Source organism: Arachnia propionica (assembly GCF_900637725.1).
GTDB classification, from domain to species: domain Bacteria; phylum Actinomycetota; class Actinomycetes; order Propionibacteriales; family Propionibacteriaceae; genus Arachnia; species Arachnia propionica.
In genome coordinates, this window is record NZ_LR134406.1 from 1,360,165 (window position 1) to 1,384,850 (window position 24,686).

The window sequence follows — 24,686 nt, forward strand, 5'->3', positions numbered from 1 at the left end:
ATCCAGCCAACTGCGACGTGGGCGCGGACCCACAGGAAGGCACACCTCCAGCAAATGAAGTTTCCATTCACCGCGGCACTCGGGGCCGAGGACATGGCGTGCATTCTGAGCCTGGCCGGCATTTCCCCGGAAATCGACGGCGTCCTGGCGCAAGGCGAGAAGGGCACCGCGGAGTCCACCATGGTCCGGGCCCTCACCGATGTGGTTCGCAGCGACCTGCAAGCCGAGGAGGTTGCCTGATGGCCCGGGGAACCCCGGAGACCGTGCCCGACGACGGTTTGACCACGAAGCAGCGCCGGAACCGGCCCATGGTGATCGTCAACCAGGGTGAGGGAAAGGGAAAGTCAACGGCGGCCTTCGGTCTGGCGCTGCGAGGCTGGAACCAGGGATGGAGCATCGGGGTCTTCCAGTTCGTGAAGTCGGCGAAGTGGCGGATCGGTGAACAGACCGCCCTCGAGGCCCTGGGAAAGCTGCACGAGGAAACCGGTCAGGGCGGCGCCGTCGAATGGCACAAGATGGGTTCCGGATGGTCCTGGACGCGAAAGACATCCGAGGACGATCCCGCCCGGGCCGCTCGTGACGGCTGGGAGGAGGTGAAACGCCGACTGGCGGAACAGACCCACGGGCTCTACGTCCTCGACGAGTTCACCTACCCGATGGAGTGGGGGTGGGTCGACGTCGACGAGGTGGTGGAGACCTTGGCGAACCGGCCCGGGTTCCAGCACGTCGTCATCACCGGACGCCGCTGCCCCGAACCGGTTCTGGAACTGGCGAATCTGGTCACGAACATGACCAAGATCAAGCACCCCTTCGACGAGGGTCAGAAGGGTCAGAAGGGCATCGAGTGGTGAACATTCCCCGTTTCGTCATTGCCGCAGCCGCGTCGGGGCAGGGCAAGACCACCATCACTACCGGGATCATCGCGGCGCTGGCCGCCCGTGGGATGGTGGTCCAGGGTTTCAAGGTGGGTCCCGATTTCATCGATCCGGGTTACCATGCGCTCGCCTCGGGACGGGTGGGGCGCAACCTGGATCCGTTCCTGGTGGGGGAGCGCCGGGTGGCGCCCCTGCTGGCCCACGGTGCCCGGGGAGCCGAGATCTCCGTGATCGAGGGTGTGATGGGCCTGTTCGACGGGCAGCTCGGTACCCGCGGGTTCGGGTCGACGGCGCACGTCGCCGCACTCGTCGACGCCCCGATAGTGCTGTGCCTGGATGCCTCCCACACCTCGCGTTCCGTGGCGGCGGTCGCGCTGGGCCTGACCCACTACGACCCCGCCCTGAACTTCGCGGGGGTGATCATCAACAAGGTGGCCTCCCCGAGGCATCGCGAGGAGGTGCTGTCCGCCCTGGAGGGAATGGAGCTGCCGATCCTTGGGGTGCTGCCACGCGATGCCGCCATCGAAGCGCCCTCGCGGCATCTCGGGCTGGTTCCCGTGGAGGAACGGGCCGATGCGAACGCGACCATGGAACGGCTGGCCTCCCAGGTCAGCGCGCACATCGACCTGGACGCCCTGATTGCGGCGGCGCGGTCCGCCCCGGAACTGGACGTCACCGCGTGGGACCCGGCCGCTGAGGTCACACCCCCAAGCGGATGCCGGCCCGTGGTTGCGGTCGCGGGCGGCAGAGCCTTCACCTTCCGCTACCCGGAGACCGTGGAACTGCTCGAGGCCGCGGGCTGCCGGGTGCAGGTCTTCGACCCCGCCGTCGACGACCGGCTGCCGGAGAACACTGCGGGCATCTATCTGGGGGGAGGGTTTCCCGAGGTTCACGCGGCAGCCTTGGCCTCACGGGCCGATCTGCGGCAGGAGATCGCGGACTTCGTTGCCTCCGGGGGACCGGTGGTGGCGGAGTGTGCAGGAATGCTGTACCTGTCCGGCAGCGTCGACGCCACCGGCATGGTCGGTGCGATTCCCGGGGTGGCGGCCATGGGTCCGCGCCTGACCCTCGGATACCGGAGAGCCACGACGACCCGGGACGGTTTCTACGCGCGGGCCGGGGAGGAGATCACCGGGCACGAGTTCCACCGCACCACGACCCAGTTCCCTCCCGGCAGCGAACCCGGCTGGGAGTGGGAGACCCCCGACGGTCCCAGGACCGACGGCTGGGCCCGGGGCAACGTGCACGCCTCCTATCTTCACGTTCACTGGGCCGGGCATCCCCAGCTGGCCCAGAGGTTCGCCGAGGCGGTCCACGCCCACCGGCCGGACCCCGCCGCAGGCGCGGGAATCGTGTCGCGCAGTGCCGCTTCCCCGGGGGACTTCGACCTGGACCACCACGGCGATGCGGAACTCGCGGATGGCATCGAGGACCTGGCCGTGAACGTCCGTTTGACGTCCCCTCCGCAGTGGCTGCTGGCAGAGATTGGGGCCGTGGAGCTGGCTCCCTATCCGAAAACGGGGGAGACCATCGAGGTGCTCGCCGCCTGGCACAGGACCGGACCGGAATGCGTGCTGCCCGTCGCCGGGGTGGCGGAGGCGTTCACCCTCGTCGCCCGCGGGTTGCGGTACCGGCATCCCGCGGTGATCCATCCGCAGTTCACCGAACCCGAGGCCGCGCTTCGAGCCGCGGGGGTGGTGCCGCAACGGGTGCTGCTCTGGCCGGAGGACGGGTTCCGGTTGGATGTGGAGCGGGTCCCGGAGACGGCCGATCTGGTGTTCGTCGGGAATCCGACCAATCCGACCGGGGTGCTGCATCCCGCCGATCAGATCAGGCGACTGATCAGGCCGGGCCGGGTGGTGGTGGTCGACGAGGCGTTCATGGATGCGGTGCCGGGGGAGTCGCAGTCGCTGCTCGGTGGCGACCTGACCGGGGTGCTCGTGCTGCGCTCGCTCACCAAGACCTGGGGGCTGGCGGGGCTGCGGGTCGGCTACATCATCGGCGAGCCCACCCTGATCGCGGCTCTCCGGCGGATTCAGACGCCCTGGGCGGTATCGAGTCCCGCACTGGCGGCCATCCGCGCGGTCTGCTCCGACAGGGCGCGCTCCGAGACGCAACGCTGGCAGGAAGAACTTCGGGACGGCCGTGACGCCCTGACCGCGGATCTGCGGGCCCTGGGGTTGTACGTCGTCGATTCCGATGCTCCGTTCCTGCTGGTCCAAGGACCGACCGGGTTGCGTGAGAAATTGAGGGCGTGTGGGCTCGGAGTGCGTCGAGGTGATACCTTCCCGGGGCTGGATTCCGAATGGTTCAGGGTGCGCGTTCCTGAACCCGGGCTTCGGGCCCGTTTGATCGACGCGCTGGGCAAGGAGATGGAATGAGCGGTCGTGTCGTTCTCGTTGGTGCCGGTCCGGGAGATCCGGACCTGATCACGGTTGCCGGGTTGAAGGCCCTGCGCGAAGCCGATGTGATCGTCACCGACCGGTTGGTTCCGGAGGCCCTCCTGGCCGAGGCCGGGAAAGGGGCGGAGATCATTCCCGTCGGGAAGATTCCCCGCGGCAAGTTCACCCCGCAGGAAAGGATCAACGAGATCCTCGTCGAGCAGGCCTTGGCGGGCAGGGTCGTGGTGCGTTTCAAGGGCGGCGACCCGTTCGTCTTCGGGCGCGGCTACGAGGAGTGGCTGGCCTGTGTCGCTGCGGGCGTTCCCGTCAGCTACGTGCCCGGTGTCTCCTCGTCCATCGCTGGTGCCGGGCTGGCGGGGATCCCGGTCACCCAACGCGGCATCACGCAGGGTTACACCGTGGTCAGCGGGCACGTTCCCCCGGGCGACGAACGCTGCGACGTCGACTGGGAAGGCCTGGCCGGCTCCGGTCTGACCCTCGTGATCATGATGGGGGTGTTCCACCTGCCCCGGATCACCGAATGCCTGATCGAGGCCGGGCTGGATCCGCAGACCCCATCGGCCATGGTGGAGAACGCCGGCCTGCCCCAGATGCGGGTGCTGCGCTCCACCGTCGGTGAGATTGCGGAGATCGCGAAGGCGGAGGGAGTGCGTCCCCCGGCCGTCACGATCATCGGGGAGGTCGCGGGCCTCGGGGCCTGAGGAACGCGCCGAGGCCGTCTCCGGTCGGTACAGCCGGTCAGATGTCCAGATCCTCGACCATGGGTTGGGATTCCGCTCGCTCGATCTCGTCGATCAGGTAGTCAGGCATCTCGCCGCGCATTCCGGTGATGTCCCGGAAGACGTGCAGCTCACGGTGTTTCGTGTTCCACCACTCGCCTTCCCAGGTTTCCTGGTTCTCCCACAGGGGGGAGTTGTCGTCCTCGGCGGACATCCTGGACCAGTCCGGCTCGTCGCGTGTGTGCACGGCATACTGCCCACGCGCCGTGGCGTAGACGCTGAAGGTGCGTGTGCGCAGTCCCTCGTTCTGCTTCCGGCGGAGCAGGAGCCGACCGGAGAAGCGTTTCGTTCTCACGACGCCACCGTCGTCCACCTTGAGTTCAATGGTTTCCATGCCCGCTCCTTCCCGGTTCTTCTCATGCTGCGCCAGGTACAGCCTCAAACCCGCGGCGACGGCGGCCGACATCCCACCGGCCAGGTGAGATGCCCGCTCGAACATGGGCAGGTCGGACTCGGCGACGTACACATTCTTGCTGGGCATGAATATAAGTATGCGCATATTGGTCGGTGAGGGCAAACCGAGTGTTGAAGCTCATGGCGGCGTGTCCTCTCAGCACATGCCCCGTGCCCTCCCCGGGACTTTTGTCATGCGGGCACTTCATTGACCCATGCGAGGGCTTCCCGCGGGGTCGCCACCTGCGGCACGTCCTTCGGGACAGGGACGCGGCGCACCATGATCACCCGCACCCCCAGGTCGGCGGCGGCGGTCAGTTTCGCCTCGGTCAGGGAACCGCCCGAGTCCTTCGTGACCAACACATCGACCCCCAGGTCGCGCAGCAGTTCCTTCTCGGAGTCGACGGTGAACGGGCCGCGTTCCAGCAGCGGCCGCCACGAGCCGGGAAGCGGTTCCTCGGGGAGTTCCACCATGCGGGCCGCGACGTCCGGCAGGTTCCGGTAGTGGTCCAGCGACTGTTTGCCTACCGTCAGCAGCACCTTCTCGTATCCGGCGGCTTCCCGGGACGCCTCGTCGTGGGAGGCCACCCAGGTCCAGGTGTCTGCCAGCGGGTGCGAGGCCCAGCTTGGCCTGGAGATCCGCAGCAGCGGTGTCCCGGTACTCCGGCAGGCCGCCACCGCATTGGTGCTGATCTGCTCGGCGAAGGGATGGGTGGCGTCAACCACCCGGTTGATCCCGTTGCCCACCAGCCAGGCGGCCATCCCGTTCGCGCCACCGAAACCACCGACCCGCACCTCACCCGCTATGCGCGCCGGCCTGCGAACCCGCCCGGCCAGGGAAGTGATGACCTCGTGACCGTCCGTCACGAGAAGCTCTGCCAGGTCGCGGCCCTCGTTGGTGCCGCCGAGGATGAGGGTCTTCACGCGGACATTCAACCCCATTGTCCAGTCGTTAGTAATCTGGCCCCATGACTGTGAGCCTTGGCATGCCCGCAGCACCTGCGAAGGTGCTCGCGCCCCGTAGGAAATCCCGCAAGATCAAGGTCGGGTCAATCCACGTGGGAGGCGACGCACCGATTTCCGTGCAGTCGATGACCAACACCAAGACCACGGACATCAACGGCACACTGCAACAGATCGCCGAACTCACCGCTGCCGGCTGCGACATCGTCAGGGTCGCGGTTCCCAGCGCCGACGACGCGGAGGCGCTCCCGATCATCGCCATGAAGTCGCAGATCCCCGTGATCGCCGACATCCACTTCCAGCCCCGGTACGTCTTCGCCGCCATCGACGCGGGCTGCGCCGCGGTGCGTGTCAACCCCGGCAACATCAAACAGTTCGACGACAAGGTCGCTGAGATCGCCAAGGCCGCCACCGATGCCGGGGTGTCGCTGCGAATCGGTGTCAATGCCGGTTCCCTGGACAAGCGGCTGCTGGCCAAGTACGGGGCGCCCACACCGGAGGCGCTGGTCGAGTCGGCGATGTGGGAGGCGTCCCTGTTCGAACAGGTGGGTTTCTATGACTTCAAGATCTCCGTGAAACACCACGATCCCGTCGTCATGGTTCGCGCCTACGAACTGCTCGCGGAGGCCTGCGAGTACCCGCTGCACCTCGGCGTGACGGAGGCGGGTCCGGCCTTCCAGGGCACCATCAAGTCGTCGGTGGCCTTCGGGGCGCTGCTCAGCGAGGGCATCGGCGACACCATCCGGGTCTCCCTGTCCGCTCCGCCAGCCGAGGAGGTCAAGGTCGGCACCAAAATCCTGGAGTCCCTCAACCTGCGGCCCCGGAAACTGGACATCGTCTCCTGCCCATCGTGCGGACGCGCCCAGGTGGACGTGTACACCCTCGCGGAAGAGGTGACGAAGGGCCTGGAGGGTATGAAGGCCCCGCTGCGGGTGGCCGTCATGGGATGCGTGGTGAACGGTCCCGGCGAAGCCCGCGAGGCCGACCTGGGGGTGGCCTCCGGCAACGGGAAGGGCAAGATCTTCGTGCGCGGTGAGGTCATCAAGACCGTCCCGGAGGATCAGATCGTGGAAACCCTCCTCGCCGAGGCCCACCGGATCGCGGCTGAGATGAACGAGGTGGGCGAGCCCCAGGTGTCGGTTTCCTGACATGGCGACGAGGCTGCGAACTCTTGGCCCCCGGGATCTGTGGGCCATTCAGGAGTTCCTTCTGCAGCGCCCCGTCGAGAACCTTTTCCTGACATACAAACTGCACCAGTACGGTGTCGACGAACGTGCGCTCGGTTTCTTCCACGGTTTCGAGCGGGACGGGCAGCTGACCGCGGTCTGCATGGACGGCGGCACGCTGTTTCCCGCAGGCATCGACCCGGAGGCGATTCCCGCCTTCGTCAGTGCGGTCGGGGAAAGGCGCCACTGCGCGTCCATTCTCGGCCCGAGCATGATGGCGCTCGGCCTGTACCTGGGATTGACCACCCGATTCCGCGGTGACTGGATGAACGTGGTGAACGTGAGGCAGCGCCAGCCCCTGATGGCGCTCACGGGTCCGCCTCTGGTGGTTCCCGACCCGCGTGTGCGGCAACTGACCACCCGGGACTTCGACTCCTACCTGGCGGCATCCATCGCCATGTACACCGACGAGATAGGGGCCTCCCCCTACAAACACGGACCGGGATACGACGCCCACGTGAAGGACCGCCTCAGGGCGAGGGACGCCTGGGGTGTGGTGGACAACGGCAGGGTGATATTCAAGGCGGACCTGGGTCCCAGGATAGGGGACCATGCGCAGCTCCAAGGGGTTTGGCTGGACCCGTCGCTGCGGGGTAGGGGACAGTCAGCGGCGCTGCTGTCCGGAATGCTGACACAGGCCCAGGAACATCATCCGGTCATCAGTCTCTACGTGAACGATTTCAACACCCCCGCCATCCGGCTCTACGAACGATTGGGTTTCCAGGAGATCGGGTCGTTGTCAACGGTTCACTATTGATGCGGCGTCCTGGTTGTTGCTCCGGAGCATGACCGGATCGGGGCAACCGGGCGGTAGAGTTCTCCCGTCTCGGACAGGAAGGAACCTCTGTGATCACGCGCCTCAGCCAGTTGTTCGTTCGGACCCTGCGTGAAGACCCGGCGGATGCCGAGGTCGCCAGCCACCGGTGGCTGGTTCGGGCAGGATACATCCGTCGCGTCGCACCGGGGGTGTACTCGTGGCTGCCGCTGGGTCTGAAGGTGATGCAGAAGGTCGAGGGCATTCTCCGTGAGGAGATGGAGGCCGCAGGGGGCCAGGAGGTGCGGTTCCCCGCCCTGCTGCCCCGGGATCCCTACGAGGCCACCAACCGCTGGACCGAGTACGGGGAGAACCTGTTCCGGCTGCAGGACCGCCGTGGCAATGACATGCTGCTCGGCCCCACCCACGAGGAGATGTTCACCCTTCTGGTGGGTGACCTGTACAGCTCCTACAAGGACCTGCCCCTGATGCTCTTCCAGATCCAGACGAAATACCGCGACGAGGCCCGCCCCCGCGCCGGTCTGCTCCGGGGACGCGAGTTCGTCATGAAGGATGCCTACTCCTTCGACGTCGACGACGCGGGCCTGGAGGCCAGCTACCAGGCTATCCGGGACGCCTACATTCGCATCTTCGACCGTCTCGGGCTGGAGTACGTTATCGTGAAGGCCACGTCCGGGGCCATGGGCGGTTCTGCGTCCGAGGAGTTCCAGGCCGTGCTGTCCGCTGGGGAGGACAGTTTCGTGCGTTCACCTGGAGGTTACGCCGCGAACGTGGAGGCCGTGACGGTCACGTCCCCGCCCGCCGTCGACTCCGATGACGTGCCCGACGCTGTTGTCGTCGACACCCCCGGGACCCCGACCATCTCATCCCTGGTGGATTTGCTCAACACGAACCACCCTCGCGGCGACCGGGAATGGGACGCCGCCGACACCCTGAAGAACGTGGTGCTCAAGGTCACCGAGCCCGACGGGAGCATCTGGCCGTTGGCGATCGGATTGCCGGGTGACCGCGAGGTCGATGCCCGACGTCTCGCCGCAGCGCTGGCCCCCGCCGAGGCAGCCCCCTTCGAGGAGACCGACTTCGCCGCCCATCCATCGCTGGTCAAGGGCTACATCGGTCCTGGCGCGCTGGGGGAGAAGTCACCCTCCAAGGTGAGATACCTCGTCGACCCCCGGGTGGTCACCGGCACCGAATGGGTGACGGGCGCCGATCAGCAGGACCGTCACGTCATGCACCTGGTCGCGGGCCGCGATTTCACCCCCGACGGTGTCATCGATGTGGCCGAGGTGCGTGAGGGAGATCCCGCGCCCGACGGCTCCGGTCCGCTCAGCCTGGAACGCGGCATGGAGGTGGGCCACATCTTCCAGCTCGGCCGCAAATACGCCGAGGCGCTGGGCCTGAAGGTCTTGGACCGCAACGGCAAACTCGTCACCGTCACCATGGGTTCCTACGGGATCGGGGTCTCCCGCATCGTCGCCGCCGTCGCGGAGACCACCTGCGACGACAAGGGTCTCGCGTGGCCGGTGGAGCTGGCTCCCTACCAGGTGCAGGTGATGGTCACCGGCAAGGGCCAGGAAATGTTCCAGGCCGCCGAGGACCTGGCAGGGAAGCTCTCCGATCTCGGGCTCGACGTCCTCTACGATGACCGCAAGGCCAGTCCCGGAGTGAAGTTCACCGATGCGGAACTGCTCGGAATGCCTGTCGCCGTCGTGATCGGGCGGGGCCTGGCCAATGGGATGGTCGAGATCCGTAACCGCCGCACCGGGGAGAAACGCGAGGTGTCGGTGGCCGACGCCGTCGCTGCGGTCCGGGAACTCGCCGGAGACTGAACGTGTCCGGCTCAGGAGTGCACCCAGCCCGGCCAGGCAGGAAGCTTTCCACCCAGCGCCTGGACGTGGGGGACCTGGGCCAGAGCCTCGTTCAGCCAGTCCTTCTCACCGGCCGCGGCCACCGCTCCCGCGAGGCCGTCCAGCAGCTTCAGTTCCAATACCGTCTGGGCGGCCTGGAGAGATGCGGCGTCGGTGATGGAAGGCAGTTCGTAGTGACCGTCCTGGCGGGGTCGGTCGGTTCCTAGCATCGCGATCAACCGGTCCCGGAGGTCCTTCAGCTCGGTGTGCCGCGCCAGCAGGACAGCGTGCTGGGGGTCCTTCGGTGGCGTGAGGCCCAGTCCCTTCTCGAGTGCCTGCAACAGCGCCCAGACATGGGTGAGCGCGGTACCGAGCGCGGTTTTGTCTGCGACGTCCTGGTACTGGTACGGCTCGTTCGTGACCTCGCCGGGAAGTGCGTCTGGATTCGTCAGGCCCTTGGCGGCCAGGAGGACCGAGAGATGAAGCAGCCTCATGGGCTGGTGCTGTGCCTCTTCAAGCGCCTTCGTGGCGGCATCCATCACCAGCTGCGTGGCGGCCGTAAGACCGACGCCCGGATCGCTGCTCTGCGAGACGGAGGGAGAAGGAGAGGCCTCCGGGAACACGGGCTCACCACCGACGAGGGGATCGGTTGCCAGCAAGCGCCCCTGCCAGGCGGAGGTCTGAGCCAGGGCAGCGGCGCGCCACGGATCGGACTGCCGGGAGACCGCCCCGGACAGTTCTGTCACCGCTGCTGAGAGCGCCGACACGCCCGGATCCTGGGAGGGTTTGGGTGAGGCGATGGGATTGTCCACCACCGGTTCAGGTGCGCAGGAAGTGAATACCAAGGCTCCCAGTCCTGCAAACAGATGACGGCGGGTCAGGGGCATGAGCCGAAGTCTAGCCTCCGTGCCGCGTAGGATTGCTTCCACAACCGAGCCCACAACCGAATCGGAGCCTTCATGCAAGAACAACAGCTCGCGGTGCTCGTCGAGCCCATCCTGGTAGAAGCCGGGCTGGAGTTGGACAGCATCGAAGTGACCCCAATCGGAAAGCGGCGCCTGCTGCGCATCACCGTCGATGGCGATGGACCGCACGGGCGTGGTCCGGTGCTGGATGACATTTCCGCCGCATCGGCGCGAATCTCGGCTGCCCTCGACGCCTCCAACGCTGTCGGTAATGCCCCCTACACCTTGGAGGTGACCAGCCGGGGCGTCGGAAAACCCCTGACCGAGGCAAAGCACTACCGCCGCAACCGCGGCCGGCTCGTTCGCCTGAGTCTGATGGAGGGGGAGTGCACGGGACGTGTTCTGCGTGTCACCGACACCGGGGTGGAACTGGACGTCGACGGCACGAAGCGCGAGGTTTCGTTCGAACGGGTGCGCAAGGCGCAGGTGGAGGTGGAGCTCAACCCCCCGAAGGAATTCGCCCTGCCGGGCGAGGAAGCCGGAAACGAGGAGGAGGCCTGAGATGGACATCGACCTGGCAGCCCTGCGCGCCATTGAGCGTGACAAGGAAATCCCGATGGACTACCTCATCAAGACTCTTGAGGACGCCCTGCTGAACGCCTATCAGAAAACCGACAACCCGCTTCGCGGAGTGAAGGTCGAGATCGACCGCAAGACCGGGCGGGTGGCGGTTCTGGCACCCGAGTTCGACGATGACGACAACGTCATCGGTTTCTACGACGACACCCCTGCCGATTTCGGACGGGTCGCCGCGGCTACGGCCCGCCAGGTGATCTTCCAGCGGATCCGGGAGGCCGAGGACGACCAGAAGTACGGGCACTTCTCCGGCACGGAGGGCGACATCCTGACCGGCGTCATCCAGGCTGATCGCGATTCCCGCGCCGTCCGGGTCGATCTGGGTTCCCTCGAGGCCATCATGCCGCAGGCGGAGCAGGTGGCGGGGGAGGAGTACCCGCACGGCAAACGGCTCAAGGTCTACGTGGTCTCGGTCAGGCGTGAGTTGCGGGGTCCGCAGGTGGTCGTATCACGCACCCACCCGAACCTGGTTCGCAAGTTGTTCGCCCTGGAGGTGCCGGAGATCGCCCAAGGCGTCGTTGAGATCAAGGAAGTGGCCCGCGAGGCCGGTCACCGCTCCAAGATCGCTGTGTCGAGCAAGAATCCCGACGTCTCTGCCAAGGGAGCCTGCATAGGACCCATGGGGCAGCGGGTCAGGGCCGTCACGAACGAACTCAGCGACGAGAAGATCGACATTGTCGACTGGTCCGAGGACCCCCGGCGTTTCGTCGCCGCGGCGCTGTCTCCCGCGAAGGTGTTGTCCGTCACCGTGACCAACGAGGCCGCGCACGCCTGCCGCGCCATAGTGCCCGATTACCAGCTCTCGCTGGCAATCGGGCGTGAGGGGCAGAACGCGCGACTGGCGGCGAGACTCACGGGGTGGCGGATCGACATCCAACCCGACGTCGAATCCACCGACTCCTGACTCCAGAGATCACCGAGGTCCGCTGCCCGCGCCGTGGATCTCGGCGATTCCCGCGGTGGCGGCCTTGGCAACCGCATCGGCCTCCGCCTGGGTGAGTTTCCCCTCGGAGACGGCCTGGTCCAGGACCTTCTTGTTCGCCTCGGCCCTGACCTCCTGAATGGCGGTGGTCACCGTCGACTCGTCGAGCCCCAGCGCTTGGGCGAGGGCCTTCGCGATCTCCGAGTCCCTGTCACCCGATCCCGACTCGCCGGGCGGGGCGGCCGGGGGCTGGCCCTGGCCGCCCTCGGCCGCCTGGCCGGTGCCGTTACCGGACGGCTTACCCTGACCGGGAGCACCCCCGGGGCCCTGGGACTGCTGGATGCTCTGGAGCGCCTCGTTCAGCTTGGACTCCTCGACGCCGAGCTTCTGGGCCAGCGTCGCGGTGTCGATACCCCGCAGCCCCATCATGCCGCCGCCCGGGCCGCCGTGCTGTCCATCCATGGAGTTGCCCTGCTGGTTGCCCGCCTGTCCCGTCGCCACGGAGACGCTGGAGCTCTCGGTGGGTTTCGGAGAGTGCGAATCCGCGTTGGCCAGCTGCGTCAGGCCCAGACCGATCCCTGCGGTGGCGAGGACGGCGGCGCCCCCGATGACAAGTTTCTTCATCGTTGGTTTCCCTTTCCGGGCCGGCTCCTCCGGCCACACCGGACAAGGGTTGGGGGACCGGCTGTCAGGAGGCTGTGGTGAACCTGCGGGTACCGTGGGAGATGTTGTGACAGGCTTGAGGTGTGGAACCGGAACGTACCTGCATCGGATGCCGGAACCGCGATCTCCAGTCCCGCATGGTGCGCATGGTGCGCATCGGCGACGAGATCGTGGACGCGACCCGACCCCGTCTTCCCGGGCGTGGCGCCTACCTGCACGTGGGTTGCCTGAGGCTCGCGGAGAAACGCCAGGCCCTGCGTCGCGCGTTCGGACCGGGCGCCCTGCTGGCAGACTCCTTGCGCATCCGGTTGTCACAGAAACCTCCGGTTGGCATCTGAAGCGGCGGGGGCGGTAGAATCCCCGTTGGCCCGCGTGCACCCACGGGGCCATTCCTGACGCGCGACCCCAAGGTCGCGTCCCCCAGAAAGTGAGTTAACGCTCATGACCACTCGATGAGTACATGAGATGACCCAGCAAATCAGCTAGTGGGCCAGTGGCGCGCGCGTGCGCTCATGGCCCTTACGAAGGAGAGTAGTGGCCAAGCCCCGCGTCCACGAGATCGCAAAAGAGATCGGGATCACAAGCAAGGAGCTCTTGAAGAAGCTCACGGAAATGGGCGAGTACGTATCCAGCGCCTCGTCAACCCTCGAAGCGCCAGTGGTGCGCAAGGTGCGCGAAGCGTTCGCACCCAAACCCGAAACCCCCGCGGCCAAGCCCGCAGCCCCCAAACCTTCCGCGGCGAAACCTGCGCCGCGTCCCTCAGCCAACAGGGGCAGGACCTCTTCCGGCCCCGCAGCGACGAAACCGGTGGCAACCCCTGGGGCACCCACCCCGGCAGTTCCCCCCACCCCGTCCGAGTCGGCACGTCCGGCACCCAAACCTTCCCCCGGCCGTCCGGGCCCCAAATCCGGAACGTCCCGCCCGGGAGCGGCGCCCAAGCCTGCGGCCCCGCGTCCCGGCGGTGCCCCACGTCCCGGAGCAACTTCACGCCCCGGAGTCACTCCACGTCCCGGGGGAACCAGGCCCACGTCCAAGGCCTCGGACAGCTCCACGCCCCGTCCGGGCGCCCGGCCGGGACCCCGCCCGGGTGGTTCCGCGCCCACCCCGGGTTCCACGGCACGCCGCCCCGGCACCCCGCGTCCCGGCAACAACCCGTTCGCGGCCTCCCAGGGAATGGGGGTCGGACGCCCCGGCGCGCAGCGGCGTGACACCGGTTCCCGGCAGGGCGGCGATCAGCGGATGCCGCGTCCCGGAGGCACCGGCGGCCTGCCCCGTCCCAATCCGGCGATGATGCCCAAGACCCAGAACTCCACCCTCGGCCAGGCATCCGTCCGCGGTTCGGGTCGTTCCGGCGGCTCCGGGCGTGGCCGCCCAAGTTCACAGGGACGTCCCGGCGGTGGTGGATTCGGTGGCCCGCCGATGGGCGGCCCGGCCGGTGGTCCGGGCCGTGGTGGCGGTCGCGGTCGCGGCGGTGGCACCCAGGGTGCCTTCGGTCGCGGCGGTGCCGGCGGCAGGCGTGGACGTAAGTCCAAGAAGCAGCGCAGGCAGGAGTTCGACCAGATGGAGGCCCCCACCATCGGTGGTGTGCGGCTCCGCAAGGGCGACGGCCAGACCGTGCGGTTGCGCCGTGGCGCTTCCCTGACGGACCTCGCCGAGAAGATCGGTGTAGAGCCGGCCTCCCTGGTTCAGGTGCTGTTCCACCTGGGTGAGATGGTCACCGCCACCCAGTCGGTCGCCGACGACACTCTTGAGGTGTTGGGCGCCGAGCTGGACTACAACATCGAGGTGGTCTCGCCTGAGGACGAGGACCGCGAACTGCTCGAATCCTTCGACCTGGAGTTCGGGGAGAACATCGGCAGCGAGGAGGACCTCAGGGCCCGTCCGCCGGTCGTCACCGTCATGGGTCACGTCGACCACGGCAAGACGAAACTGCTCGACGCATTGCGCCACACCAACGTGGTGGCAGGCGAGGCCGGTGGCATCACGCAGGCAATCGGCGCCTACCAGGTTGAAACAGAGGTCGACGGTGAGGAACGCGCCATCACCTTCATCGACACCCCCGGCCACGAGGCATTCACGGCCATGCGCGCCCGGGGCGCCAAGTCAACCGACATCGCGGTGCTCGTCATCGCAGCCGATGATGGTGTGATGCCGCAGACCATCGAGGCCCTCAACCACGCCAAGGCGGCCGATGTGCCCATCGTGGTCGCGGTCAACAAGATCGACAAACCCACCGCCGACCCGGTGAGGGTCCGCGGCCAGCTCTCTGAGTTCGGACTGGTGCCCGAGGAGTACGGCGGCGAGACGCAGTTCGTCGACGTCTCCGCCGTCACCCACGAAGGTCTGGACGGTCTTCTCGAGGCCATCATCCTGACCGCCGACGCGGCCCTCGACCTGCGGGCCAACCCGGACATGCCCGCCCAGGGCGTGGCCATTGAGGCGCACCTCGACAAGGGACGTGGCCCGGTCGCCACCGTGCTGGTGCATCGTGGGACGCTCCGGATCGGGGATTCCATCGTCGCCGGTTCGGCGCACGGCCGCGTGCGTGCACTCATCGACGACCAGGGCGGAAACGTCACCGAGGCGCTGCCGTCGATGCCCGTGCAGGTGCTGGGACTGACCTCGGTTCCCGGGGCCGGCGACAACTTCCTGGTCGTCGAGGACGACCGGATGGCCCGGCAGATCGCCGACAAACGCGAGGCGCGCATGCGTGCTGCGCAGCAGGCGAAAACCAGCCGCCGCAAGACCCTCGACCAGTTGTTCGACGAGCTGCAGAAGGGCGAAACCCAAGAACTTCTGCTCATCCTCAAGGGCGACGGGGCCGGTTCCGTCGAGGCCCTGGAGGACGCGCTGTCGCAGATCGACGTCGGCGACGAGGTCAGCCTGCGCGTCATCGACCGCGGCGTCGGCGCCATCACCGAGACCAACGTGTCGCTGGCAGCTGCGTCGAAGGCCGTCATCATCGGCTTCAACGTCCGCGCAACGGCCCACGCCGCCCAGCTCGCCGACCGCGAGAACGTGGACATCCGCTACCACTCGGTCATCTACGCCGCCATCGACGAGATCGAGTCCGCCCTCAAGGGCATGCTCAAACCGATCTTCGCCGAGGAGATCCGTGGCCAGGCCGAGATCCGCGAGATTTTCCGTTCCTCCAAGTTCGGCAACATCGCGGGTTGCATGATCACCGAAGGTTCCATCAAGCGGAACCAGAAGGCCCGGTTGCTGCGCGACGGCGTGGTGGTGGCGGAAACCTCCATCGCCTCGTTGCGGCGCGAGAAGGACGACGTCACCGAGGTCCGTGAGGGCTTCGAGTGCGGTATGACGCTGAACAACTACAACGACATCCACATCGGCGACGTCATCGAGACCTTCGAGATGGTCGAACGCGAGCGGTCCTGACAGGAGCTGACAGATGCCAAATCCCAGGAACGCCAAACTGGCGGATCAGATCAAGGTGATCCTCGCCTCCACCTTGGAGAGAAGGGTCAAGGATCCCCGGCTGGGGTTCGTCACCGTCACGGACGTGCGACTCACCGGCGACAACCGGGAGGCCACCGTGTTCTACACGGTCATGGGCGACGAATCGGCCAGGGCGGGAACCGCGGCAGCCTTGGCGTCGGCCACGGGCATGCTGCGCACGGCAGTGGGGTCGCAGCTCCAGCTGCGACACACCCCGACGCTCACCTTTGTGCTGGACGCCACCCCGGAGGCGGCCCGCAGCATCGAGGACCTGCTGGCCAAGGCACAGGCCCGGGATGCCGAGGCCGCAGCCGAGGCGGTGGGGAAGTCCTTCGCGGGTGATGCCGATCCCTACAGGAAACCGCGCACGGGCGACGATCACGAGTGAGCGCCGAATCCGGCGTCGTCGTGGTCGACAAACCGGCGGGGGTGACCTCACACCAGGTGGTGGGGCGCCTCCGCCGGCTGCTCGGCACCCGGAGGATCGGGCACGCCGGGACCCTCGACCCCATGGCCACCGGGGTGCTGATCCTCGGTGTGAACCGGGCCACCCGGCTGCTGGGGCATCTCGCCCTGCACGACAAACGCTACCTGGCCACCGTACGTCTCGGTCAGGGATCCACCACCGATGACGCCGACGGTGAGGTGGCCGCGGTGGCCGACGCATCCGGGATCACCCCGGGCGACCTGGAACCGGCGCTCGCCTCGCTGCGCGGCAGGATCCAGCAGGTGCCGTCGGCGGTTTCAGCGATCAAGGTGAATGGCAAACGCGCCTACGACCTGGCAAGGCGCGGGATGGAGGTGGAACTGAAGGCGCGAGAGGTGGAGGTGACCCGCCTGGACGTACTGGCCTCCCACCCCGGGGAGGGGATCCTCGATGTGGACATCGACGTGGAATGTTCCTCCGGAACCTACGTGCGCGCCATCGCCCGCGACTTGGGGAAGTCCCTCGGGGTCGGTGGGCACCTGACCGCCCTCCGACGCACACGGATCGGCAGTTACGACCTGTCCGTGGCCGTCGAACTGGGCGAGGATCCCCCCACGATGATGTCCATGGCGGATGCTGCCAAGCGCAGCTTTCCCTGCGTCACGGTGGATCTCGGGAGGGCAGCGGACGTGGGTTTCGGACGCCGCCTGGACATGACCGTGCCTGCCGACGTGACCGGGATTCTCTCCCCGGCGGGCGAACTGCTCGCCCTGTACCGCCCCGACGGTGACGGCGCGAAGCCCGTGGCGGTGCTGGTGTGAACTTTTCAGATTCCCAGTTTCAGATTCCCAGTTTGAGGGCCTGGTAGGCGGTTCGGATGTGCTCCTCCATCAGGACGGCGGCCAAGTCTCCGTCGCGTTTCTCGATGGCCTCGAAAATCTGCCGGTGCTGCTTGCACAGGGTGTTCCTGAGTGCCTGCCAGTCGTCAACGGCCATGGACGCGTCCCGGATCGGGGCACGCATGGCCTGCCGGATGGCGGAGCTGAGATCCCCGATGAACGGGTTGTGGGCCGTCAAGGCAATCTCCACGTGGAAGTCGGTGTCGAGGGCGTTGAACTCGTCCAGCGTGGTTTCCCGGTCCATCCGGTCCACCAGGTCCCCCAGCTTGTTCAGCGCCTCGTCGTCCCAGTGGCGGGAGGCGAGCGTCGCTGTCGAACGCTCCAGTGCCACCCGGGTGTCGGTCAGGTCGAGCGCGGACGTGGATGACAACGCCAGGTGCAGCCGGAACAGACGGCCCAGCGCCGCCGTGTGTCCGGCGATGATGCGGGTGCCGCGTCCCGGTCCCGGGTGGGATTCCAGGATTCCCTGGGCCTGCAGCACTCGGATGGCCTCCCTGACCGCACCGCGGCTCACACCCAATTCCTTGGCCAGATCGCGTTCCGGGGGCAGCTTCGCCCCTACCTTGTACTTCCCGTTGAGCAGCGACGCCTCGATGTGATCCAGCGCTACCCGATGCGCCTTGCGGTCGTCTCCCTGCAACATGGAACCATTGTCTCACCGGAACAGGGCTCGGACGATCGGGCCGGACAACAGGCCTGATCAAGGCACCCCCGGTGTGTCGGCCATTAACGGCTTCTGTTACGATCGACCCGTCTCAGTCAGGGAATCCGGTGGGAGTCCGGGACTGACGCGCAACGGTGAGGGAAAAATCCCGAGTCCGAATGCTGGCTGGGACGAGCGACCTGGCCGCGCGCAACGGCCCTTAACGGAAAGCCACCTAATGTTCCGCACCGCCCGCTTCCGGTCTCGTGTCGGGGTCGGACTGCGCCTCGTCGTGCTGGCGTTGGCGCTGCTGCTCACACCGGCCCTCACGGTTGTCATCGGGGCTGCGGCCGTGCCCCTGGATGAGGTCATCGGTGTCCTGGCCAGCCACATACCGGGACTTGACGTTCAGATCACCTGGGACCGCTCCATAGACGCCATCGTCTGGGACACGCGGCTGCCCCGGATCATCGCCGGGGTGGCGGTCGCCGTGATCCTCGGGGTGTCAGGTGTGGTGTTGCAGGCCGTGGTCCGCAACGCCCTGGCCGAACCCTACGTGCTGGGGGTCAGCGCCGGTGCGTCCTCCGGCGCCGCCTTCGCCATCATCATCGTCGGCACTTCCGTTGCCACCGTCGTCGGGGTGATGGCCTTCGCGGGGGCGTTGCTGGCCACCCTACTGGTCCTGGCAATCGCGGGACGCACCCAGTCGCCGCTGCAACTGATCCTTGGAGGATTGGGCGTCGGGTTCGGTTTCCAGGCCCTGACCAATCTCATAATCTTCTCCTCCGACTCGCCGGAGACCGCCCGTTCGGTCATGTTCTGGACCCTCGGGTCGCTGGCCCGGGCAGGCTGGGATTCGGTACCCGTCATCACGATCGCGGCGTTGCTGCTCACGGTGCTGATGGTGCTGTGCGGCCCGATCCTCGATGCCCTGGCCAGCGGCGACCGCACCGCCCAGGCAGTGGGTGTCGAGCCGGCCCGGGCCCGGATCCTGCTGCTGATCCCGGTGTCCGCAGCCATCGCCCTGGCCGTCGCCACTGCGGGCGGCATCGGTTTCGTCGGCCTCGTGGTGCCCCACCTGGTCAGATCCTTCATAGGTCCCGCCCACCGATTCCTGGTGCTCGGTTCCGCTCTGGCGGCCGGTCTCTTCCTCGTCTGGGCCGATGCGTTCGCGCGCCTCGCGTTCGCCCCGGCCGAGGTCCCGATTGGTGTGGTCACCGGGCTCGTCGGGGCTCCGTGGCTCGTGTTGCTGGTCCGCCGTCAGGGCCACAGCCTGTGAATCCGGAAAGAACAGGAAATTCATGAAGAAACTTCTTGTCCCAATCGCCGCGATGGCTCTCGCCCTGACCGCTTGCGGCACCTCCGCGGCCGAACGGGCATCCCAGAGTGCCAGTGCCTCCGCCACGGCGTCCCCGGGCGCCGCCCAGCAGGGTGGTTTCCCAGCCGAGGTTGACAGCTGTGGGGAGAAGCTTCATTTCGACTCCGCGCCGAAGAAGGTCCTGATTCTCAACGGCACCGGCCTGCCGAATCTCGACGCCCTCGGGGTGGTGGACAAACTGTCCCTGCGGGCCGGGGACAAGAATTTCGGCACCGGTCAGGAGGAGCTGCAGGCCAAGTACAACGCAATTCAGGCGGTCGCTTCCAGCGAGATCGAAACCGGTGGCGTCAAGGTCTCCACCGAGGTGGTCCTGGAGAACAAGGTCGACCTGGTGATCGGCTACGAGGAAGGCGTTGACCGGGAGGCGTTGAAGAAGGCCGGGGTGCAGCTGTACTCCCCGGCGGCCTTCTGCCCCAACTACTCGGTCAAACACGCCACCTGGGATCTCATCGACACCGAGGTCAACAACCTCGCCTCGATTTTCGGCGTCCAGGACAAAGCCGCATCCGTGATCGAGAAACGCAAGGCGGATGTCGATGCCCTCGATGCGAAGGGCAAAGCCGCCGGCGCCACCGGGATCGCGCTCTACATCACCCCGGGGCAGAGCAACTTCTACGCCTACGGAACCTCCTCGATGGTCCAGCCGATCTTCGAGGCAAACGGGTTGAAGAACTCGTACGAGGACAACACGACCCGCGTCTTCGACGGTTCCATGGAGGACATCCTGAAGCGGAATCCCGACTGGATCGTGCTGCTCTCCCTTGAGGCGACGAAGGAGCAGACCTTGGAGGCTTTCAAGAGTTTCAACGGGGCCGATCGGCTCAAGGCGGTGACCAACAACCAAGTGGTGGTGCTGCCGTTCTCGCTGACCGATCCGCCGACAACCCTGTCCGTCAAGGGAGCCACCCAGCTGTCCCAGGAGATCGCGGGTAGCTGATCCGGGGTCGGCGTTAAGTCGTTGTGACCGGATGAGTGGGGCATCCGGCACAACATGGGGGCAAACAACTAAATGCACAGCCTTGAAAGGGAAGCCATGAGACGAATCATCGCTCTCGCGGGCGCCGCGGCCCTCCTGCTGACCGCCTGCGGCACCTCAGCGGCCGATCGCGCCGCCCAGAGCGCCAGCAACAGCGCCGCCGCGTCCGGAGGCGGTAACTATCCCGTCGACATCGTCAGCTGCGGGCAGACACTCCACTTCGATGCGCCGCCGTCCAGGGTGCTCGTTCTCGGGGACACCAGTGTGTCAAACATGGACGCCCTCGGGCTGATGGACAAGATCAACCTGCGGGCTGGAAACGCCCATTTCGGATCGGCCGCTCCGGAACTCCAGGCCAAGCACGACGCCATCGAATCGGTGGAAGCGGGCAAAACCGATACCGGTGGGGTGAAAATCGCGACCGAGACGATCCTGAACTCGCACGTGGATCTGGTGATCGGCTACGACAAGGGAGTCGAACGGGAGCAGGTGGCCAAGGGAGGGGTCCAGCTCTACTCTCCCGAGGCCTACTGCCCCAAGTACTCCGTCGAGAAGGCATCCTGGGAGCTGATCGACAACGAGATCAACAACCTGGCCAAGATCTTCGGGGTCGAGGACAAGGCGAACACCGTCATCGCCGAAATCCACGCGAAGACCGCCAAACTGAAGGCCGATGCGCCCTCGGGCCGGGGAACGGGAGCGGCTCTCTACATCACCGCGGGATCCACCCGGTTCAGCGCCTATGGAAGCTCGTCGATGAGCCAGCCCATCCTCGATGCTAACGGCCTCACCAATGTCTATGGCGACAACACCACCAGGGTGTTTGACGGCTCCATGGAGGATCTCCTGGCCCGCAACCCCGACTGGATCGTGCTGCTTTCGTCGGGTGCCAGCGACGAGGAGACGATCCAGACCTTCAAGTCCTTCAGCGGGGCGGAGCAACTCAAGGCGGTGGTCAATGACCATCTCGTCGTGATCCCTTTCGTGCTGACGGACCCACCGAACGTGCTCTCTGTCGAGGGCGCTGCCACGCTGGCGAAGAAAATGGCTAACAAGTGATTCAAGCCGATCAGCTCAGTGTGGCCCGTGGCGGTCGGGTGGTGCTCGCGGGGGCCCACCTGACCGCTGAGCCGGGTGAGGTCGTCGGGGTGGTGGGCCCGAATGGTTCCGGGAAGACTACTCTCCTTCTTGCCCTGAACCGGGCCCTCCGCGCCAGCGGGGGCACCGTCGTGATCGACGGGGACGACCTCTCCCGGCTCCCACGTAGGGAAATCGCGCGCCGAATAGCCGTGGTGGCCCAGGACACCGAGACGGCCCTGCCGCTGAAAGTCCGTGACGCCGTCGGTCTCGGCCGGCTCGCGAGCCGCACCCTCATGGCGTATGGGGATGCCTCCGACCGGGTGATCATCAACGACGCTCTCGAACAGGTGGAGGCCAGTCACTTGGCCGACCGGCTCATCACCCAGCTCTCCGGCGGCGAACGCCAGCGGGTGCTGGTGGCCCGGGCCATCGCCCAGCGGGCCAGTCACCTGCTGCTGGACGAACCGACCAACCATCTCGACCTGCACCACCAGTTCTCTCTGCTGGGGTTGGTCACGGAACTCGGTTGCGCGGTCGTGATGGTGTTGCACGATCTGAACCTGGCGGCCCGGTTCTGTACCCGGCTGCTCGTGATCAATGACGGGAAGGTCGTTGCCAGTGGCACCCCGGAAGAGGTCCTGACCCCCGAGATCCTGGAACCCATCTATCACCTGCGGGTGCACCGTCTCGCGCACGAGAACCTTCCCCACCTGATCTTCAGCCCTGAAACCGAACCGAAGGAGAACGAATGACCCCGGAGGAACTGCTCGCCGCCTGGCACATCCAGCAGACCGCTTTCATAGAGTTCCGCGACCAGCGCGTCAAGGCGATGCTGGAGATGCTGGCGGCAGCCCACCCCGAGGGCCGGCCCCTGCGGGTCCTGGACCTGGGATGCGGTCCCGGTTCCCTCTGCGACGCCGTGGCCGATCGCTTCCCCGACGCCGAGGTGGTTGGCGTCGACCGCGACCCGATCCTGCTGCGCCTGGGGCGGGAGACCAACCGGCACGGCGAACGGATGAGACTTCTCGATCTCGACCTCACCGCTCCGGGCTGGGTCCACGAGGTGGGCCGGGAACGTTTCGACGCTGTGGTCAGCGCAACGGCTCTGCACTGGCTCAACCCAGACAAGCTGGCGGGGTTGTACGTGGCCCTGCCACAGGTGCTGAACCCGGGAGCGGTGTTCCTGAATGCTGATCACCTCTACTTCGACGGGGCCACAGAGCCTTTCCTGAAAGGGGTCGCGGAGGAACAGCGGGAAAAGTTCCGCCTGGCGGCCATCGACTCCGGGGCCATGACCTGGGAGGCCTGGTGGGAGGCGGCTCGTTCCGTGCCGGGCTGGGAGGCCGAGGCGAAGGAATGGGAGGAACGCTGGTCCGACAAGTCCCCGACCGTGAAGGTCAGCCTGGAGTTCCACCTGAGCGCACTCCGGGCCGCGGGGTTCGTCGAGACCACCCACATCTTCCGCTGGTTCGACGACGTGGTGGTGTTCGCTCGGCTGCCCTGAGGGGCACCGGAAGTGCTACTTCCTGGAGGGCATTTACCCCCTGAAAACGGGTCGAAAATGGCTGGACACCCCGTCGCGACAATGTGCTATGGTCGGACCAACCAAGGGCCCGCCCGGGCCCAGAAAACTGGACGATGGAGTTCCCGACATGTCATCCCTCCTAGAGTTCACACCAGGGCCCAATCCGCTCGGGGCACAATGGCTCTCGGCTCTGGTGGCCTTCATTCCCATCGTGTGCATGCTCGTCACCCTCGGAGCGCTGCGCTGGAAGGCACACATCGCAGGGGCCGTGTCCTGGGCTTTGGCCTTCGTCGTGGCCATCCTGGCGTTCAATATGCCCGTCACGATGGCCGTTTCATCGAGCCTCCAGGGATTCGTATACGGCCTTTTCCCGATCGTGTGGATCCTGCTGATGGCCATCTGGATGTACCAGGTGACCGTGATCTCGGGCCGGTTCGAGGACCTGCGCAACACCTTCTTCCTGATCAGCGACGACCCGCGCGTGCTCGGCCTGCTGATCGCCTTCTGCTTCGGCGGCCTTCTCGAGGCCCTAGCCGGCTTCGGTGCCCCGGTCGCCATCGCGGCCGCCATGCTCGTGGCGGTTGGTTTCTCACCGATTCGTGCGGCACTCATCGCCCTGCTTGCCAACACCGTTCCCGTGGCCTTCGGCGCGGTTGGGTTGCCCGTCATCCAGGCTGCAGCGGTGGGCGGATTTGAGAACGTGCTCTCCATCTCCCCGACCACGGGGCGGCTGACCGCCATTCTGTGCCTCGTGGTGCCCTTCCTGCTCCTCGCGGTCATGGACGGCAAGAAGGGCGTCAAGGAGTGCTGGCCCTTCGGCCTGGTGGTCGGCGTGACCTTCGGCATCGTCAAGTGGATCGTCTCCGCCACCCCGCTGTTCAACCTGACCGAGCTCATCGCCGCGGTGGTCAGCGTCGCGGTGGCCATCGCCTTCACCAGGGTCTGGAAGCCCAAGGGAGACGCCGAGATCGTGGCCCGCATCGGCCGCCCGGTCGATCCCGAACTCGAGACCGCGACCACCAAGACGGAGGCCGCCGACACATCCAATCTCACCGGTAGCAAGATCTTCATGGCCCTCGTCCCCTATTTGCTGGTCATAGTGGTCTTCGGAGTAGCGGCCATTGACGCTGTCAAGAACTTCCTGAAGCTGGGAGACGTCAAATTCGCCTGGCCCGGGTTGTCGGAGATGATGGACACGGCAGGGAAAGCGTCTTCACACCAGAACTACACCTTCCAGTGGGCCTCCACCCCGGGCATCCTGCTGGCCCTCGTGGCCATCCTGACCGCTCTCATCTACAAGGTATCCATGAAGGATGCCTTCAAGGAGCTGTGGGTCAATGTGGTGAAGATGAAATTCGCCATGCTCACCATCGGAGCGGTCGTGGCCTTGGCCTATGTCATGGGCGACTCCGGCCAGACTTTCGCCCTAGGAAAGTTCATCTCCGGAGCCGGCGTCATCTACCCATTCCTGGCCCCGGTGCTCGGCTGGATCGGCACTTACGTGACCGGTTCGGACACCTCCGCCAACATTCTCTTCTCCGGGCTCCAGTCGAGCGTCGGCCAGGAAATCGGCGGCGGGACCGCAACGCTCACCGTGGAGAGCATGCGGCAGCTGCTGGTCGGTTCCAATGCCGCCGGCGGTGTCGTGGGCAAGATGATCTCGCCCCAGTCCTTGGCCATCGCCTCGAGCGCCATTGGCCTGGCGGGAAGCGAATCGGCCATCCTACGCCGGATCATCGCTTGGAGCTTTGTCCTGCTGTTCCTGCTCTGCCTGCTCGCAGGCCTGATGTCCACCCCGGTGCTGAGCTGGCTGATTTCACCAATGCTGGGCTGAGCACCGACAATTGAATCGTGGTTGGCCGACCCGGTGGCAGGGTCGGCCAACCACAGGAATGCCTCATCTGTTTGAAGGA

General features: G+C 66.5%; 24 protein-coding genes and 1 riboswitch. Of the genes, 19 read left to right on the forward strand and 5 right to left on the reverse strand.

Features of this window, described 5'->3' with window-relative positions; all coding sequences use genetic code 11:
- The first annotated feature begins 54 nt into the window (after nt 1–54).
- The 4 genes from EL272_RS05900 to cobA are packed head-to-tail and all read left to right on the forward strand — an operon-like array spanning nt 55 to nt 3,978.
- Nucleotides 55–240 carry a hypothetical protein gene (locus EL272_RS05900; protein WP_061787075.1) on the forward strand — a complete coding sequence of 62 codons (186 nt, stop codon included), beginning with the start codon at nt 55–57 and terminating at the stop codon, nt 238–240.
- Nucleotides 240–851, forward strand: a complete 612-nt coding sequence (gene cobO / locus EL272_RS05905; protein ID WP_061787074.1) for a cob(I)yrinic acid a,c-diamide adenosyltransferase — start codon at nt 240–242, stop codon at nt 849–851. The genes EL272_RS05900 and cobO overlap by 1 nt, the downstream gene beginning before the upstream one ends.
- Nucleotides 848–3,256, forward strand: a complete 2,409-nt coding sequence (cobBC, locus tag EL272_RS05910; RefSeq protein ID WP_061787197.1) for a bifunctional hydrogenobyrinic acid a,c-diamide synthase/histidinol phosphate aminotransferase CobBC — start codon at nt 848–850, stop codon at nt 3,254–3,256. Before cobO ends, cobBC begins: the two co-directional genes overlap by 4 nt.
- Complete coding sequence (cobA, locus tag EL272_RS05915; RefSeq protein ID WP_061787073.1) at nt 3,253–3,978, forward strand: uroporphyrinogen-III C-methyltransferase; 726 nt, start codon at nt 3,253–3,255, stop codon at nt 3,976–3,978. Before cobBC ends, cobA begins: the two co-directional genes overlap by 4 nt.
- Before the next feature lie 37 nt (nt 3,979–4,015).
- Here the strand turns inward: cobA and EL272_RS05920 are convergent, their stop codons facing one another.
- Both EL272_RS05920 and EL272_RS05925 read right to left on the reverse strand, forming a co-directional pair.
- Nucleotides 4,016–4,537 (reverse strand): EXLDI protein, encoded by a 522-nt coding sequence (locus EL272_RS05920; RefSeq protein ID WP_061787196.1) that lies wholly within the window; start codon nt 4,535–4,537, stop codon nt 4,016–4,018.
- Between the two features lie 104 nt (nt 4,538–4,641).
- Nucleotides 4,642–5,373: a cobalt-precorrin-6A reductase gene (locus EL272_RS05925; RefSeq protein ID WP_061787072.1), complete on the reverse strand. Its 732-nt coding sequence runs from the start codon at nt 5,371–5,373 to the stop codon at nt 4,642–4,644.
- A gap of 44 nt (nt 5,374–5,417) precedes the next feature.
- Between EL272_RS05925 and ispG the strand changes: the two genes are divergently transcribed.
- The 3 genes from ispG (at nt 5,418) to EL272_RS05940 (ending at nt 9,242) form a co-directional block, all read left to right on the forward strand.
- A complete protein-coding gene (ispG, locus tag EL272_RS05930; RefSeq protein WP_014846311.1) occupies nt 5,418–6,560 on the forward strand; it encodes a flavodoxin-dependent (E)-4-hydroxy-3-methylbut-2-enyl-diphosphate synthase in 1,143 nt (380 codons plus the stop codon).
- Between the two features lies 1 nt (nt 6,561).
- Nucleotides 6,562–7,395 carry a GNAT family N-acetyltransferase gene (locus EL272_RS05935; RefSeq protein ID WP_014846312.1) on the forward strand — a complete coding sequence of 278 codons (834 nt, stop codon included), beginning with the start codon at nt 6,562–6,564 and terminating at the stop codon, nt 7,393–7,395.
- Nucleotides 7,396–7,484: 89 nt separating this feature from the next.
- Nucleotides 7,485–9,242 carry a proline--tRNA ligase gene (locus EL272_RS05940; RefSeq protein ID WP_061787071.1) on the forward strand — a complete coding sequence of 586 codons (1,758 nt, stop codon included), beginning with the start codon at nt 7,485–7,487 and terminating at the stop codon, nt 9,240–9,242.
- An 11-nt stretch (nt 9,243–9,253) separates the two neighbouring features.
- Here EL272_RS05940 and EL272_RS05945 read toward each other — a convergent pair whose 3' ends face one another.
- On the reverse strand, nt 9,254–10,147 hold the full coding sequence (locus tag EL272_RS05945; RefSeq protein ID WP_126409366.1) for a hypothetical protein: 894 nt from the start codon (nt 10,145–10,147) through the stop codon (nt 9,254–9,256).
- A 72-nt stretch (nt 10,148–10,219) separates the two neighbouring features.
- On the opposite strand from EL272_RS05945, the gene rimP reads away from it, so the two are divergent.
- Both rimP and nusA read left to right on the forward strand, forming a co-directional pair.
- Complete coding sequence (gene rimP / locus EL272_RS05950) at nt 10,220–10,726, forward strand: ribosome maturation factor RimP (protein ID WP_014846315.1); 507 nt, start codon at nt 10,220–10,222, stop codon at nt 10,724–10,726.
- 1 nt (nt 10,727) lies between these two features.
- Nucleotides 10,728–11,705: a transcription termination factor NusA gene (nusA, locus tag EL272_RS05955; RefSeq protein WP_014846316.1), complete on the forward strand. Its 978-nt coding sequence runs from the start codon at nt 10,728–10,730 to the stop codon at nt 11,703–11,705.
- Between the two features lie 9 nt (nt 11,706–11,714).
- Here the strand turns inward: nusA and EL272_RS05960 are convergent, their stop codons facing one another.
- A complete protein-coding gene (locus EL272_RS05960) occupies nt 11,715–12,347 on the reverse strand; it encodes a hypothetical protein (protein WP_014846317.1) in 633 nt (210 codons plus the stop codon).
- A 122-nt stretch (nt 12,348–12,469) separates the two neighbouring features.
- Between EL272_RS05960 and EL272_RS05965 the strand changes: the two genes are divergently transcribed.
- The 4 genes from EL272_RS05965 (at nt 12,470) to truB (ending at nt 17,093) form a co-directional block, all read left to right on the forward strand.
- Nucleotides 12,470–12,724 carry a YlxR family protein gene (locus tag EL272_RS05965; RefSeq protein WP_041696358.1) on the forward strand — a complete coding sequence of 85 codons (255 nt, stop codon included), beginning with the start codon at nt 12,470–12,472 and terminating at the stop codon, nt 12,722–12,724.
- 196 nt (nt 12,725–12,920) lie between these two features.
- A complete protein-coding gene (gene infB / locus EL272_RS05970) occupies nt 12,921–15,785 on the forward strand; it encodes a translation initiation factor IF-2 (RefSeq protein WP_041696360.1) in 2,865 nt (954 codons plus the stop codon).
- 13 nt (nt 15,786–15,798) lie between these two features.
- Nucleotides 15,799–16,233, forward strand: coding sequence for a 30S ribosome-binding factor RbfA (rbfA, locus tag EL272_RS05975; RefSeq protein WP_014846320.1), 435 nt, complete (start codon nt 15,799–15,801; stop codon nt 16,231–16,233).
- Complete coding sequence (truB, locus tag EL272_RS05980; RefSeq protein WP_014846321.1) at nt 16,230–17,093, forward strand: tRNA pseudouridine(55) synthase TruB; 864 nt, start codon at nt 16,230–16,232, stop codon at nt 17,091–17,093. The genes rbfA and truB overlap by 4 nt, the downstream gene beginning before the upstream one ends.
- 19 nt (nt 17,094–17,112) lie before the next feature.
- Here the strand turns inward: truB and EL272_RS05985 are convergent, their stop codons facing one another.
- A complete protein-coding gene (locus EL272_RS05985) occupies nt 17,113–17,814 on the reverse strand; it encodes a FadR/GntR family transcriptional regulator (RefSeq protein ID WP_014846322.1) in 702 nt (233 codons plus the stop codon).
- A gap of 96 nt (nt 17,815–17,910) precedes the next feature.
- Nucleotides 17,911–18,019, forward strand: a riboswitch (cobalamin riboswitch).
- A gap of 33 nt (nt 18,020–18,052) precedes the next feature.
- On the opposite strand from EL272_RS05985, the gene EL272_RS05990 reads away from it, so the two are divergent.
- The 6 genes from EL272_RS05990 to EL272_RS06015 all read left to right on the forward strand — a co-directional run bounded on the left by EL272_RS05990 (nt 18,053) and on the right by EL272_RS06015 (nt 24,607).
- Nucleotides 18,053–19,093: a FecCD family ABC transporter permease gene (locus EL272_RS05990; protein ID WP_014846323.1), complete on the forward strand. Its 1,041-nt coding sequence runs from the start codon at nt 18,053–18,055 to the stop codon at nt 19,091–19,093.
- 22 nt (nt 19,094–19,115) lie between these two features.
- Nucleotides 19,116–20,129: an ABC transporter substrate-binding protein gene (locus tag EL272_RS05995; RefSeq protein ID WP_014846324.1), complete on the forward strand. Its 1,014-nt coding sequence runs from the start codon at nt 19,116–19,118 to the stop codon at nt 20,127–20,129.
- Between the two features lie 96 nt (nt 20,130–20,225).
- Nucleotides 20,226–21,227, forward strand: a complete 1,002-nt coding sequence (locus EL272_RS06000; protein ID WP_041696362.1) for an ABC transporter substrate-binding protein — start codon at nt 20,226–20,228, stop codon at nt 21,225–21,227.
- Complete coding sequence (locus tag EL272_RS06005) at nt 21,224–22,000, forward strand: ABC transporter ATP-binding protein (protein ID WP_014846326.1); 777 nt, start codon at nt 21,224–21,226, stop codon at nt 21,998–22,000. Before EL272_RS06000 ends, EL272_RS06005 begins: the two co-directional genes overlap by 4 nt.
- Complete coding sequence (locus tag EL272_RS06010; RefSeq protein WP_014846327.1) at nt 21,997–22,752, forward strand: class I SAM-dependent methyltransferase; 756 nt, start codon at nt 21,997–21,999, stop codon at nt 22,750–22,752. Before EL272_RS06005 ends, EL272_RS06010 begins: the two co-directional genes overlap by 4 nt.
- A gap of 148 nt (nt 22,753–22,900) precedes the next feature.
- The gene (locus EL272_RS06015; protein WP_014846328.1) at nt 22,901–24,607 is read left to right on the forward strand and encodes an L-lactate permease; all 1,707 of its coding nucleotides are present in this window, start codon (nt 22,901–22,903) and stop codon (nt 24,605–24,607) included.
- Nucleotides 24,608–24,686: the final 79 nt, after the last annotated feature.